At 49.2% G+C, this 14,491-nt stretch carries 12 protein-coding genes; 8 read left to right on the top strand and 4 right to left on the bottom strand.

Features of this window, described 5'->3' with window-relative positions; all coding sequences use genetic code 11:
* The first annotated feature begins 25 nt into the window (after positions 1 to 25).
* The 4 genes from V7126_RS04210 (at position 26) to V7126_RS04195 (ending at position 7,422) form a co-directional block, all read left to right on the top strand.
* Entirely contained in the window at positions 26 to 2,914 is a 2,889-nt protein-coding gene (locus V7126_RS04210) for a S8 family peptidase (RefSeq protein ID WP_335496923.1), read from the top strand.
* Between the two features lie 94 nt (positions 2,915 to 3,008).
* Positions 3,009 to 3,374, top strand: coding sequence for a hypothetical protein (locus V7126_RS04205; RefSeq protein ID WP_335496920.1), 366 nt, complete (start codon positions 3,009 to 3,011; stop codon positions 3,372 to 3,374).
* A 226-nt stretch (positions 3,375 to 3,600) separates the two neighbouring features.
* Positions 3,601 to 4,173 (top strand): TetR/AcrR family transcriptional regulator, encoded by a 573-nt coding sequence (locus tag V7126_RS04200; RefSeq protein ID WP_046131502.1) that lies wholly within the window; start codon positions 3,601 to 3,603, stop codon positions 4,171 to 4,173.
* A gap of 33 nt (positions 4,174 to 4,206) precedes the next feature.
* Entirely contained in the window at positions 4,207 to 7,422 is a 3,216-nt protein-coding gene (locus V7126_RS04195) for a bifunctional cytochrome P450/NADPH--P450 reductase (RefSeq protein WP_335496917.1), read from the top strand.
* A gap of 38 nt (positions 7,423 to 7,460) precedes the next feature.
* On the opposite strand, the gene V7126_RS04190 is transcribed toward V7126_RS04195, so the two are convergent.
* A complete protein-coding gene (locus V7126_RS04190; RefSeq protein ID WP_046131504.1) occupies positions 7,461 to 7,826 on the bottom strand; it encodes a YoqO family protein in 366 nt (121 codons plus the stop codon).
* A 115-nt stretch (positions 7,827 to 7,941) separates the two neighbouring features.
* On the bottom strand, positions 7,942 to 9,174 hold the full coding sequence (locus tag V7126_RS04185) for an MFS transporter (RefSeq protein ID WP_046131505.1): 1,233 nt from the start codon (positions 9,172 to 9,174) through the stop codon (positions 7,942 to 7,944).
* Between the two features lie 119 nt (positions 9,175 to 9,293).
* Between V7126_RS04185 and V7126_RS04180 the strand changes: the two genes are divergently transcribed.
* A complete protein-coding gene (locus tag V7126_RS04180) occupies positions 9,294 to 10,184 on the top strand; it encodes a LysR family transcriptional regulator (protein WP_335496914.1) in 891 nt (296 codons plus the stop codon).
* A gap of 53 nt (positions 10,185 to 10,237) precedes the next feature.
* On the opposite strand, the gene V7126_RS04175 is transcribed toward V7126_RS04180, so the two are convergent.
* Positions 10,238 to 11,182 (bottom strand): cupin, encoded by a 945-nt coding sequence (locus V7126_RS04175; protein WP_335496912.1) that lies wholly within the window; start codon positions 11,180 to 11,182, stop codon positions 10,238 to 10,240.
* Between the two features lie 94 nt (positions 11,183 to 11,276).
* On the opposite strand from V7126_RS04175, the gene V7126_RS04170 reads away from it, so the two are divergent.
* Positions 11,277 to 12,080: a uroporphyrinogen-III synthase gene (locus V7126_RS04170; RefSeq protein WP_046131508.1), complete on the top strand. Its 804-nt coding sequence runs from the start codon at positions 11,277 to 11,279 to the stop codon at positions 12,078 to 12,080.
* Positions 12,081 to 12,125: 45 nt separating this feature from the next.
* Here the strand turns inward: V7126_RS04170 and V7126_RS04165 are convergent, their stop codons facing one another.
* Positions 12,126 to 12,497: a winged helix-turn-helix transcriptional regulator gene (locus tag V7126_RS04165; protein WP_048353586.1), complete on the bottom strand. Its 372-nt coding sequence runs from the start codon at positions 12,495 to 12,497 to the stop codon at positions 12,126 to 12,128.
* A gap of 155 nt (positions 12,498 to 12,652) precedes the next feature.
* Here V7126_RS04165 and V7126_RS04160 point away from each other — a divergent pair, with 155 nt between their 5' ends.
* Positions 12,653 to 13,879: an MFS transporter gene (locus V7126_RS04160; RefSeq protein ID WP_046131510.1), complete on the top strand. Its 1,227-nt coding sequence runs from the start codon at positions 12,653 to 12,655 to the stop codon at positions 13,877 to 13,879.
* Between the two features lie 25 nt (positions 13,880 to 13,904).
* Positions 13,905 to 14,491: aldo/keto reductase (locus V7126_RS04155; protein WP_438823792.1), on the top strand; the 587-nt coding region annotated here is incomplete at its 3' end.

The raw sequence follows: 14,491 nt of genomic DNA, 5'->3' as shown, positions 1-14,491 counted from the left end.
TTTACTATATTTTGCGGAGGTACTTATGGAAAAAAGGAAAATTAGCGGTTCGATTGTTTTCATTCTAATGTTTGCCCTGATTTTTGGCCAGCTTCCGATTGGAAAGGCGGCGGCCGATGGCCCTGTTGATGAGACGGTGCTTGCGATCGCAGACCCCGTAAAAGCGGAGTTTAAAGAAAGCGATCAAGCACACTGGTATAAAATCGACCCTTCTGAAAAGGATCTCGCGGATTTTACGCATTTTCGAATCAAGCTTCAATCCGATCAGGAACTGAATATCTCCGTTTATTCCAGCCTGGAACATGCAACGGATGGTCAGACTTTTGATCGATACAACGGCTTTTCATATGCAAAAAACCCGGCCGCGATCGACTTTCCGATCGCCTGGAAAGGCCCGTACTACGTAAAAGTCGAAAACCATAATGAAGAAGAAACCGAAACTGATTCAAATACAGGCATTTCTTACACCATCAGCTATGAGGGCGTCACCCTTCCTCCGTCAGATCAGGTTGCCGAAGAAGAGTGCCCGGCAGAATTAAGCACATCAGAAAGGGAAAACGGCAAAAGCATTCTGCAAGATTTAAGAACGATCAGAGATGGCGTGCTGCAAAAAACGGAAAAAGGGAAAGACCTGTCATCTTTATACTATAAAACCGCTCCTTTCATAAGCGCAAAAATGATGTTTGACAAATCGCTGCGGGACGGTGTTTACCGCGATCTTGTCCAATTGAAAAAACTGTTCGGCGATGTCGCCGAAAACGGAGCGTCAAGCACATACACGGTCACAAAGGAAGATCAAAAGGCAATCCTCAGCCTTTATTCGGCGGCGCGCGATTCGGTGCCAGAGTCTTTAAAAAAGCAGCTCGATCAAATAGCTGAAGATATAGACATCGCAAATCTGACAGGCAGCAAAGTATCAACGATTTTGGCAAAAGCGGGGCTTGCGGATTCAGCTGCATCGAGTACACCTGAAAGCCGCTACATCGTGAAATTAAAAGACGGCAAAAATTTGAGATCCTTTTCATCCAAAGCGAAAGCATACGGAGCAGAGTCCGTTGATTCCTTCAAAAAAAGCAAAACGTTTAAAAACATGTACGTCGTCGAACTGGAGCAAAACGATTCAGACGGATACAAAGCAGCAGCGAAGAAATATCAGACAGCAGCGGCCAAGCTGTCCAAACTGCCTGAAGTGGAATTCGTCGAGCAGGTTCACGAGTATCACGCTTTATCGGCTGACACCCAGTACTCCTACCAATGGTCGCTCAAAAATAACGGCAAAGACCGCTCTGCAAACGCTGACATTCAATTCGAAAAGCTTCAAAAACTGCTGAATGGAAAAGCATTAAACGAAACGGTCATTGCCGTCGTCGATACGGGTGTTGATCATACGCTTGCAGACTTAAGCGGCGCTGTCAAAAAAGACGAAGGGTACAACTACATCGGCCGCAATACGAATGCGATGGATGATAACGGACATGGCACACACGTTTCAGGCATTATCGCAGCAGCGGCTGATAATCACTACTCAATGGCAGGGATCAACGCGCACGCAAAAATACTCCCTGTAAAGGTCTTGGATTCATCAGGAAGCGGAGACACGGAGCAGATCGCATACGGGATCATATACGCCGTTGACCGCGGGGCAAAAGTGATCAATCTGAGCCTTGGCGGACCGTACAGCCGCGTTCTGGAATACGCCCTGCAATATGCGGCTGAAAAAAATGTGACGGTGGTGGCGGCAAGCGGCAATGACGGCTCTTCAGATATTTCGTATCCGGCGTCTTCGAGATACGCGATATCCGTCGGCGCGACCAATCATCTCGATCTTGTCTCCGACTATTCCAATTATGGAAAAGGGCTGGATATGGTAGCTCCGGGAACCGACATCCCGAGCCTCGTTCCCGACGGTAATGTAACGTATATGAGCGGAACATCGATGGCTTCGCCGCATGTTGCAGCTGTTGCCGGACTCCTTTTGTCAGAGAACCCGTCTTTGCAACCGAAGCAAGTCGAAAAACTTCTGACGGAAACAGCGGCTGATGTTGCATTTGCCGAACAGGACAATCCGGGTTCGGATTTTGATGATGGCTTTGAGGAACCTGAACTTCCGGCTCCGGGATATGACTTTGTTTCTGGATGGGGAAGGCTGAATGCCTACCATGCCGTCAGCGTTTTGGAACTGAACATGAAGGTGAATCCGGTATTAGACCATTACAAAACCGTAACCGGTACGGCGAAAAGCGGATCAGCGGTCAAGGTGATGAGCGGCAGCAAAGTGCTCGGAACGGGAACGGCAGGCAAATCAGGAACCTTTACGGTGAAAATTCCGGCTCAGGCTGCCGATCAAGTTCTCCGGGTCGTAGCATCCGGCTACCTGGCTGAGGCAAGCTTAAGGACCGTCGTAGAAAAAGCGCCGAAAAAACCGTCTGTCAAGCGCGTCACCAACAATGACGCATATGTGGCCGGGAAAGCGCCGTCGGGCTATACAGTCAACATTAAAAATGCGTCCAAGAAGATCATCGGATCAGTGAAGGCAGATGCTTCCGGAACATTCAAAGCCAAGATCGGCAAACAAAAAGAATATTCCGTTTTATACGTTTCAGCATCGAAGGATGCATACAGGGAAAGCGCCGAAGTCAAAGTGACGGTAGCTGACGTAATTCCGCCGAATCCGCCAAAAATCAACCCGGTCTCTGATAAAAGTACAGAAATAAAAGGCAAAACCGAAGCGGGCGCTCAAGTAGCAGCAAAGGTAAAAGGAAAAACGATCGGTACCGGCAAAGCAAATAAAAAGGGCGAGTTCTCCATTAAAATAAAAAAACAAAAAGCGAATACCGTAATATCGGTTACAGCGAAAGACAAAGCGGGAAATACGAGCAAAGCGGGAAAAACAACCGTGAAAAAAGCAAAATAGTATTGTACACCGGGAGCTGATGTTCAATCAGCTCCTTTTTCGGGTTTATGCCCCGCCTGAAATGGTTCAAACTGCAAATAAGGAGGGATTGACGATGAAATGGCTGCTCATGCCGGTTTTATTATGTTCACTTGCATCATCCGCATTTTTAGAAACAAAAGAACTGCCGACAAAGCAAAAGCTCGACGATGACTTGAAAAAGCAGGCTGTTGAGGCGGACATTTTTAAAATGAAGAAAGGCGAAGTCGAAAAAGAAACGAAAGTATACGCAGAAGGCGCCGCGGCATCTGCGGACCAGGAAGGAATATTCGCTTTATCCGTCAAGGTGGGAACCGTTTATGTTGAAAATCTCACCGGCCGCAGGGTGCAGCCGGGAGACAATGTGAGGGTATACGGAATGTACCAAGGCTTGCGAAACGGACATCCGCTTATTGCTGCGGTTCTGATAGAAACGTTATAAAAAATAATATATAAGAATACTAATCGATCGTGTTGCCAAATTGGCGGGATCTATTGTGGATTTGTGTAATTAGAACCGGTGAGCAAAATGGGTAGATTTTACCCATTTTGTTTTTTGTTTAAAAATTTTTATATTAAAAAAGGAATTTTGCGAACGCCTGTCTAATTTGAACAACAATGACGGTTGCGGAATGAACGTTCATTCCGCGATGTGGAGGTGAATACAGGTGGAACAAGAAAGCAAATATGAAAAGATCATCAAGGCTTCCCACGTTCTATTCGCAGACCGGGGATTCGATGCCACAACGATTCCGATGATCGCAGAGAAAGCAAACGTCGGAGCAGGGACGATTTACCGGTACTTTGACAGCAAGGAGGCGCTTGTCAATGTTCTGTTTCAAAACAGTGTAAGACGCTTTACAGAAAAGATTAAGGAAGGCTACCCCGAACATTTGAGTGTGCGCAGCCAATTTCACCACATCTTCCGCTGCCTCTACGAATTTGCGCACGAAAACGTCTATGCGCTTTACTTTTTGGAAATTGATAAAACTTCGCATTACTTAACCGAAACAAGCCGGAGCGTCCTGAACGACCTTTTGGATTTTGTCTATTTGTTTTTTGAGAAAGGCAAAGAGGCAAACATCATTCATCCGCTGCCTCCGCATATTTTAACCGCGATGGTATTCGGAGCGTTTGTCCACATTCAAAAGCTGGTGAAAGCCGGAGAAATTGAAGATCCTTCAGGCTTAATCGAAGAAATTGAACAATGTTCCTGGCATGCGATTAAACGTCACGATTAATAAGGATTTTCACAAAAAGAAAGGATGATCCTGATGAACAAGCTAAGCACGATCCCAATCCCGAAAACATACGGACCGCTCGGCAACCTTCCGTTGCTGGACAAAACGAAGGTGTCCCAGTCTCTGTGGAAAATCGCGGATGAAATGGGCCCTATTTTTCAATTTCAGTTTGGGGAAACGGTAGGCGTCTTTGTTTCAAGTCATGAGCTCGTTTCTGAGGTATGTGACGAATCAAGGTTTGATAAAAACATGGGGAAGGGCCTCCTGAAGGTTCGCGAATTCAGCGGAGACGGATTGTTTACAAGCTGGACGCATGAACCGAATTGGCGGAAAGCCCACAACATTCTCCTGCCGAGCTTCAGTCAGAAAGCGATGAAGGGCTACCACTCCATGATGCAGGATATCGCACTGCAGCTTATTCAAAAATGGTCCCGTCTGAATCAGAATGAGAGCATCGATGTTCCGGATGATATGACGCGCCTGACGCTGGATACGATCGGCTTATGCGGCTTCAACTACCGCTTTAACAGTTTTTACCGCGAAGGGCAGCACCCGTTTATCGAAAGCCTGGGCCGCGGATTGAATGAAGCGATGAGGCAGACGAAACGCCTCGAATGGCAGGATAAGCTGATGGTTAAGACAAGGCGGCAGTTTAACCGTGATGTTGAATCGATGTTTTCGCTCGTCGACCGGATCATCGCTGAACGAAGACAAACCGGAGGCGGGAGCGGAAACGACCTGCTGTCCCTCATGCTTCATGCGAAGGATCCTGAAACAGGAGAAAGGCTCGATGATGAAAACATCCGCTATCAAATCATCACCTTTTTGATTGCGGGGCACGAGACGACGAGCGGCTTATTGTCATTCGCGCTTTATCTGCTCCTTCAGCATCCCGATAAGCTCAAAAAGGCATATGAAGAGGCCGACCGGGTGCTTACAGATCCTGTGCCTTCGTACAAACAAGTTCAGCAGCTGAAGTATATTCGCATGATTTTAAACGAGTCGCTGCGGCTTTTTCCGACTGCTCCTTCGTTTTCTTTGTACGCCAAGGAAGAAACGGTGATCGGCGGCAAATATTTGATTCCGAAGGGTCAGAGCGTGTCCGTTTTAATTCCGAAACTGCACAGGGATCAAAGCGTCTGGGGAAAAGACGCCGAAGAATTCCGGCCTGAGCGGTTTGAACGAATGAACAGCATTCCGAAAAACGCGTACAAACCGTTCGGAAACGGCCAGCGCGCCTGCATCGGCATGCAGTTCGCGCTTCATGAAGCCACGCTTGTACTGGGGATGATCCTTCAGTATTTTGAACTGGAAGACCACACGAATTATCGCTTAACAATAAAAGAATCGCTTACCATTAAACCGGACGGGTTTACGATGCGGGTCAAGCCGAGAAGAGAGATGGCGCTGATGACAGTAGCGGCCCATCAAGAAAAGCAAGCCGCTTCCCGAACAGACATTCACTCACAGGCGGCGGCAGATGCCCACGGTACTCCGCTCCTTGTACTGTACGGCTCAAATCTCGGATCTGCCGAAGACGCCGCAAGAGAGCTCGCAGACGAAGCGCGTTTGCAAGGCTGGGAAAGCAGAACAGCTGAGCTTGATCAATATAAAGGCAGGATCCCGAAGGAGGGAGCGGTGCTTGTCGTAACAGCTTCGTATAACGGACACCCGCCCGATAATGCGAAGGAATTCGTCAATTGGCTTGAACAAGATCCCGAAAAAGACTTACAAGGTGTCAAATACGCCGTGTTCGGATGCGGAAACACCAGCTGGGCCAGCACGTATCAGCGGATTCCCCGCCTGATTGACGACGCATTTGAAAAAAAAGGCGCGATCAGGCTCTATACGCGTGGAGAAGGGGATGCCAACGATGATTTTGAAGGAAGCTTTGAAGCTTGGAAAAACGGTCTTTGGCCTAATTTGAGAAAAGCATTTTCCATAACGGAGCATAAGCAGCAGGCAGACAGACAAGAGCTGTCCGTCGAATTCATCAGCGCACCGGCCGGCTCGCCTCTTGTGAAAACGTATCGGGCGTTCACGGCACAAGTGTTAACGAACCGCGAACTTCAGAGCCCGGACAGCGGAAGAAGCACGCGACATATCGAAATCTCTCTGCCGGAAGGAACTGCATATGTGGAGGGGGACCATCTCGGGGTGCTGCCGCAAAACAGCAATGCGCTCGTCGACAGGGTGCTCAAGCGGTTTGGATTAAGCGGAGATGAACACGTTTTGATCAGCGGAGAACGCCGCGTCTCCCATTTGCCTTTAGATCGCCCGGTCAATGTCACAGCACTGTTTCAAAACAGCGTTGAACTGCAGGAGCCGGCCACAAGAGCCCAGATCCGCGAGCTGGCTCAGCATACCGTTTGTCCGCCTCATCAACGGGAGCTTGCCGCGCTTTTGGAGGATGAAGCCTACAAAGCGCAGGTCTTGCAGAAGCGTTTGACGATGCTCGATCTTCTTGAGCAGTATCCGGCTTGCGAGCTGCCGCTCGCACGCTTTTTGACGCTTCTGCCTTCATTAAAACCGAGGTACTATTCCATTTCCAGCTCGCCCCGGGAACATGCCCGGAACACGAGCATCACCGTCGCCGTTGTAAGCGGACCTGCGCTGAGCGGCCGGGGGCAGTACCGCGGTGTGGCATCAAACTATCTGGCAGAACTCGCCCCGGGGGACAGCATATCGTGTTTTGTCCGGGAGCCTTCGTCAGGCTTCAGGTTGCCCGATGACCCTGAAACGCCGCTCATCATGGTCGGACCGGGAACGGGAATTGCGCCTTTCCGCGGCTTTCTTCAGGCGCGCCGCATTGTAAAAGAAGCAGGAGCAACACTCGGCGAAGCCCATTTGTATTTCGGCTGCCGCCATCCGGAACACGATTTTCTGTACCGCGACGAATTGGAAAAAGCAGAACAGCACGGGATCGTACAACTGCACACTGCTTTTTCGCGGTTTGAAGACGGCCCGAAAACGTATGTGCAGGATCTGATAAAAGAGGATGCGGAAAGGCTGATTCATCTGCTGAACAACGGCGGCCGCCTGTACGTTTGCGGAGACGGCGCAAACATGGCCCCGGCCGTTGAAGACGCTTTGTGCGAAGCGTACGAACACATTTTGCAGGCAAGCAAAGAAGAAGCGCAAAGCTGGATCTCTAAACTGCAAGAAGAAGGACGCTACGCAAAAGACGTCTGGTCCGGCGCGGGAATTTCCGGCGGAACTGCGTCGGTATCCGCGCAGCCGCAAGTTTAAAACAAAAAGAGGCATCCGGATGTCCGGATGCCTCTTTGTTACGGCTTGGAGCTGATGTTATGTATAAATGTCATGAGGACTGATGCTACAAGCAATACCAATAAGATACACCCGACTTTAGCGGCTGTTTCCCAGCCGCTGAAAAAAGCAAGGCTGTTGATTGATTCCTGGCCCTTGAAGATCATATACACCGATAAAGGCGTTAAGATGACCACGCCTGTCCCCTTTAATAAAAGGGCTTTACGGCTTTCCTTTTTCGATTCATCCCACGAGTACATCAGGATGAACACAAAGCCGCACAAAGCGATGATATCGGTCAGAATCCCGCTGTCATTCAAGATCCATCTCAAATAGCTTCCGAAAACAACGGATGCAATCAATCCGTAAAATCCCGTTTTCTTCATGCCAAAACCCCCCCATCCAATTATAGCGGATATAAGGAGACAGCCAACATGACGAGATCCATGCACCTCTAAAAAACGGCTGACCTACAAAAAGAATTGCCATGCCGGCTTTTCCTTATATATCGGCATTCTTTGAATAAGGCTTAAGCTGTTTCTTTGCTTCGGCTTCCCTTGCATCTTTTCCGGCAAAGAAGGTGACCGGATAGGCAATCAAAAGCAGTCCCGCAATAAAAGAGATGATTCCCGGCCACTCAAAGTGAGTCCAGAAAAAACCGCCGAATGAACCGGCTAAGCTTGAGCCGAGATAATAGCTCAGCAAATAAAGAGATGAAGCTTGAACGCGCCGTTCACCCGCCTGCTGGCCGACCCAGGAGCTGGCGATCGAATGCGCCCCGAAAAATCCGAACGTAAAAACGGCGATGCCGGCAATTTTCAGCGGCAGCCAGGTAAAAAGCGTGATCAAGGCGCCTGAAGCCATGATGGCGATTGCGATCTTAATCATGAATGAAGTGCCGTAGCGGTCGGCTTTCTTTCCCATGTAAACCGAGCTGAGCGTTCCTGCCAAATAGACGATAAAAATCAAACCGATAATCGTTTGCGACAGCCGGTAAGGAGGGCCCATCAATTGAAATCCGATATAGTTGAACATCGTGACAAAGCTGCCCATTAAGATGAAGCCGAGGGAAACGAGCAGCATGAGCCGTCCGTTCACAAAGACAGACCGGTAGGCCAGGCATGTTTTTTTTAGATTGGTTTGCTTTCTTGCAGAGTGCCGCGGCTGCGGCAGGAAAACCCAAAACAGATAGCTTAGTACGACACAAATGATGCCGATGATGGCGAGCGCATCCCTCCAGCCGAAAAGGTCTGTCAAAAGGCCGGTCAACAGCCTTCCGCTCATGCCTCCAAGGCTCGTGCCGCTTATGTAGAGTCCCATCATTTTTCCGAGTCCCTTCGGATCGAACTCTTCGCCGACATACGTCATGGCGATGGCTGGAACGCCTGCAAGGAAAAAACCAAGAAGCCCCCTCATTACAAGCAGGGCGGCAAAATTCGGACTGAACGCCGTTAAAAGTCCGAGGACAGATGTTGCAAAAAGCGACATCGTCATGATGTTTCTAAGGCCAAACCCGTCCGCCAATGCGGCTGCAGCTAGCAAAGCAAACGCCAGTATACCGGTTGAAATGGATAATGTTAAGCTTGCAGACGCGGCTGATATGCCGAACTCTTTCGCAAATACCGGCATCAGCGGCTGTGTGGTGTACAATGTCGCAAATATGACAAAACCGCTGATAAATAATGCAATGCTTGCTTTTTGATAAACCTTTGTATGCGGCTGAATGTAATTCATGCTGGTCCCTCATTTCGGAAATCTGCTCTATGATTCATCCTACGCTTTCATTTGCAATGTGTCTAATTTATAATAACTATGATTATAATACGTTTTGGTTATGATAAAGAGGTGAGACAGTGGAGCTCCATCAAATTGACAATTTTATTGCGGTCAGCAAGCATCGCCACTTTACGAAAGCTGCTATGGAGCAGTGCATTTCCCAGCCGGCTCTGAGCCGGTCCGTCAAAAAGCTTGAAAAAGAATTGGGCGTTCCTTTGTTTATTCGCGGATCAAAGTCCGTCCGGCTCACAAAGTACGGCAAACAGTTTCTCGCCAATGCAAAAAAAGCCCGCCACACGCTCGATGAAGGCGTCCGGCAGGTGAAAAAAAGCGCAGATCCCGACTATGGAGAAATATCGGTGTCTTTTTTGCATACGCTAGGCTCCCGGCTTATGCCGCAGCTGATTGCCGGCTTTAAAAAACGGCACCCGCATGTGGAGTTCAGACTTTATCAAGGGGCGAATGAAGTGCTTCAGCACATGGTGGAAACAGGGGAGGCCGATATTTGCCTGAGCTCTCCGCCTCTGCCGAACGACCTGCTTGAGTGGACCATCCTTGATAAAGAGCAGCTTTATTTGGTGCTGCCCGCCGACCACCCGCTGGCAGGCCAAAACGAAATTGAGATGAAAGCCATTGCGGGGGAGGATTTTGTCGGCTTTAAACAGGGGTATGGGCTTCGCTATGTGTTCGATCAAATGTGCCGGGATCTAGAGATCAGCCCGAAGCTTGCGTTTGAAGGAGAAGAGGTTTCGACCATTTTGGGGCTCGTGTCAGCTGGGCTTGGCGCGGCGATTTTGCCGAAAACGGCTGAGCATGTCCATCTTCCCGTCGCATTCTGCCGTGTTGCGGATTACCGCTCCGAACGGAAGATCGGTCTTGCCGTCTTAAAAGACCACTATTTATCGCCTGCAGCCCTCAACTTTAAGCAGTTTGTCATTGAATACTATCAAAGGAACGCCCGCCCGTAGGCCCGTCTTCCAAAAGAGGCGCGGCAAAAGCCGCACCCCTTAAAAAATGTTTGTTATTTCTCATAATGCTGAAACTGAATATCCAATGTGCGAAGATACGTTTGCAATCCTGCGTCTTGTATCGGAATGATGTAGGCTGCCTCATTTGATTCATTATGGTGGGAATGCCATAACCCCGGCGGTGTGATGAACGCTTTTCCGGTGACCCATTCCACTTTAACCGGATCAATGATTTCCTTGGTATCGGGATCGATTTTGCTCCCGACTAATGTATACGTCCCCGGTGCCGCATAGGCAACAAAGTCGAGGGCGACCGATTTATGGCTGTGGGGCGCTTGCCTTGAACCCGGAGGGACGATGCCGAACATGGCCCACAGCACATGCGTAATGGTTAACGTCTGATCGAATTTGTCATTGTTTAAGAGAACGGAAATACGGTTACGAAAACGGGCGTCAGGGGCATTGGCGGCTTCGGCTAATTTTGCTTTTGCCTGTTCAGCGGTGTACAGAGTCGGTTTGAAGCGAGTTTCTGCGGCATTCACGCCTAAATAGCGAAGAAGCGGCGAATCTGTAATATAATAGATGGATGAGTCTTCAGAAGCGGTATGTCGGCTGTTTGAACCGGCAGGCAGCGTGAAAAAATCGCCTTTATGCCACTCAATCGTTTCTCCGCAGGAAACGGTTGTACCGGCGCCTTCAATCACGTAATATAATTCGCTTGTTGCGTTCGGTTTGGTATTGATCGTATCCCCGGTACGAATCTTGACAAAATGGGCGAGAAGGGACGGGCTTGATGCAGGATAATCCGTTTTAAGCTCGTTTGAAATGTCCAAAGGAATGATCCGCGTTTCCCCGGAACGGTATAATTCAGGACCGAACTCTTTAATTGGAACCGGGCTGATGATTCCGCTTCCAACCGGATCGGAAGCAGTGGTATACTCGAAAAAACGGGCATGCTTTGTCAACTGTTCGGCACGGGTTTCAGAATGGGCAGACATACGAAAACCTCCTGTTATTTTTTGATAATTCTATCATATTTCACATGGAAGATGTTAGCAAACTGATAAAAAGATAAAGAAAGAGGGATTGGTTGTGGCAAAAGGATTGAACGGAAAACGAATTGCGATCGGCGGTTCGCGAAAAATAGACGAAATCAGCACGCTCATCGAAAAACAAGGCGGAATTCCCGTCGTCCGCTCTCTGCAGGGAACCGTTTTTTTGGCGGAAAAAGAGGTTGAACCCGATTTGAAGGCATTTGTTGAAAATGGTGCCGATTGGGTGATATTTACGACCGGGATCGGTACTGAAACGCTTGTCAATGTAGCTGAAAAACTTGGAATCGGCGAACGCTTTTTGCAGGCGATCCGCAGGGCAAAAGCGGCATCAAGGGGCTACAAAACGATCGCTGCCTTGAAAAAGCTCGGCATTACCCCGGAAGCTTCCGATGAAGACGGAACGACGGGAGGACTGATTCGCGCGCTGGAGCCTTACGATTTGACCGGAAAACGGGTCATGGTGCAGCTTCATGGAGAAAATGCGCCGTCACTTTTGAGGTTTCTGGAGGAGAAAGGGGCGTCCGTATGTCCGATTCTGCCTTACAGGCATATCCCTCCGAAAGAGGAAACCGTTGCTTTATTGTGCCGGGAGATCGCAAGCCGCGAGGTCGATGCGGTTTGTTTCACGACGGCCGTTCAAGTCCGTTCGCTATTCAATTATGCGAGAGAAAAGGGTGCAGCCGAAGACATCGTCAAAGCTTTTGGGGAATCCGTTTTAGCGGCAGCCGTCGGGAAGGTGACGGCGGAAGCGCTGAAGGAAGAAGGCATAGATCGGCTGCTTGCCCCTGAGCTGGAACGGATGGGGGCGATGATCATGGAGCTGTCCCGTTATTATTCATAGCGCTAAACACAAACGACATTCCAAAACAAAGGAATGTCGTTTTTGCTACTTCAATTTATCATTCAACACGCTGTCCTCCAAGACCGCGAATTTGTCTCCGTAAACTTTCGTAATGTGCTTTGCTCCCCAATCGCACAGGGAATCCAATATGTCTTTTAACGTCCACCCGTATTCGCTGAGCTCATATTCGACTTTCGGCGGAACCTGCTGGTACACGATCCGGTTAATGACGCCGTCATCTTCTAATTCGCGCAATTGCTGGGTCAGCATTTTTTGCGTAATGTTCGGCATGAGGCGCTTCAATTCGCTCGTCCGCTTTTTGCCGTGCGTCAAATGGCAAAGGATGACGCACTTCCACTTTCCGCCGATAACTTCAAGGGTTGCTTCGACAGAGATATTGTATTTTTTCTGCTTCATCTTCATCCTCCGATCTGATAGGCACTTAAAAGTACCTATCATACTTTTTGGTTCCTATGATACTTAAAAGTACGTACTTTTTTTCATCACTGATATGTACCATAATATCATTTGCCGGCGATCATTTGCTATACAAAAAATCAAGGGGGAATGATATGTCTTCTTTTCAAAACAAACGAAGCATACCGGCGCTTTTGGCTTTAGCCGTCAGCGCATTTGCGATCGGTACGACAGAATTTATCAGCGTCGGCCTGCTGCCGCTCATTGCGGACGATCTGGATATTTCGGTTACGACAGCAGGGCTGACTGTTTCTTTATATGCCCTGGGCGTAACATTCGGGGCGCCCGTGTTAACATCTGTAACGTCCCTTATGTCGCGGAAAACATTGCTGCTTTTGATTATGCTGGTTTTCATGATCGGAAACGGCATCGCCGCGTGTGCCGGCAGCATTGGCATCCTCTTGGCGGCCCGCGTTCTTTCGGCCTTTTCGCACGGGGTATTTATGTCAATCGGCTCAACGATTGCTGCAAGCCTTGTGCCGGAAAATAAAAGGGCGGGCGCGATTTCCATTATGTTTACGGGACTCACCGTGGCGACGATTACGGGTGTTCCGATCGGAACCTTTATCGGGCAGCAATTCGGCTGGAGGCTTGCTTTTACGGCCATCGTTGCCGTCGGCGCGATTGCTTTTATCGCAAACAGCATCCTTGTGCCGTCCAATTTGCCAAAAGGCGCCCGGACGACGTTCCGAAGTCAGTTTAAGCTTGTGACCAATGTCCGCTTATTGCTTTTATTTATCATTACGGCTTTGGGGTACGGCGGCACGTTTGTCGTTTTCACTTATTTATCCCCGCTCCTTCAGCATGTCACAGGTTTTAAACAGGAGGCCGTCGCACTTATTTTGCTCGTGTACGGAATTGCGATCGCAATCGGCAACATCATCGGCGGAAAGGCTGCAAACAAAAAGCCGCTGGCTGCATTGTTTTATATGTTCATCGCCCAGGCGGCCGTGCTTTTCGCCTTGACGTTTACAGCGCCTTTTAAGGTTGCGGGCTTGATAACGATCATGTTAATGGGCTTGCTGGCTTTTATGAATGTTCCGGGGCTGCAGGTCTATGTCGTCATGCTTGCTGAACGGTTCGTACCGGGTGCGGTGGATGTCGCATCCGCCGTCAATATCGCAGCATTTAACGCAGGCATTGCCATCGGCTCCTACTTAGGGGGCATCATAACGGAGTCGATCGGGATCATCCACGCCCCATGGACCGGGGGAGTCATGGTTGTCTGTGCCGTTCTGCTTACAGGCGTGAGCCTTATGCTCGAACGAAAAGAGAAAAAACAGGGACCGGTGCTGCAAGAGTCTCTGCGGGACTGCATTTAAAAAAATAAACGAAAACAGGAGGTCAATGATGACTGCAAAACATTTACAGGATCGAACAGAATTGCATAATGGAGTAAAAATGCCTTGGTTTGGCATCGGGGTATTTAAAGTGGAAGAAGGCCCGGAGCTGGTAAATGCCGTAAAGACGGCGATTAATCACGGCTATCGGAGCATTGACACAGCAGCGATATACGGAAATGAAGAGGGAGTCGGAGAAGGCATCCGCCAAGGTTTACAAGAAGCGGGCATTTCGCGCGAGGATCTCTTTGTGACATCAAAGGTATGGAATGAGGATTTGGGCTATGAGGAGACAATCGCAGCCTATGAGAAGAGCCTCAGCAAGCTCGGGCTTGATGATTTGGATTTATATTTGATCCACTGGCCTGTTGAAGGCCGCTATAAAGAGGCGTGGAGAGCGCTGGAGGCCCTTTACAAAGCGGGGCGCGTCAAAGCGATCGGCGTCAGCAATTTTCAAATCCATCATCTTGAAGACTTGATGAAAGACGCTGAAATCATGCCGATGGTCAACCAGGTGGAGTATCATCCGCGCCTGACTCAAAAAGAGCTGCATTCATTTTGCAAGGCGCACGGCATTCAGCTTGAAGCATGGTC

It is taken from the genome of Bacillus sp. JJ675 (genome assembly GCF_036963165.1).
In the GTDB taxonomy this organism is placed as follows: Bacteria; Bacillota; Bacilli; order Bacillales; family Bacillaceae; genus Bacillus; species Bacillus glycinifermentans.
Note: the sequence above shows the minus strand (reverse complement) of the source record. Positions and strands in the feature narration are given on the sequence as shown.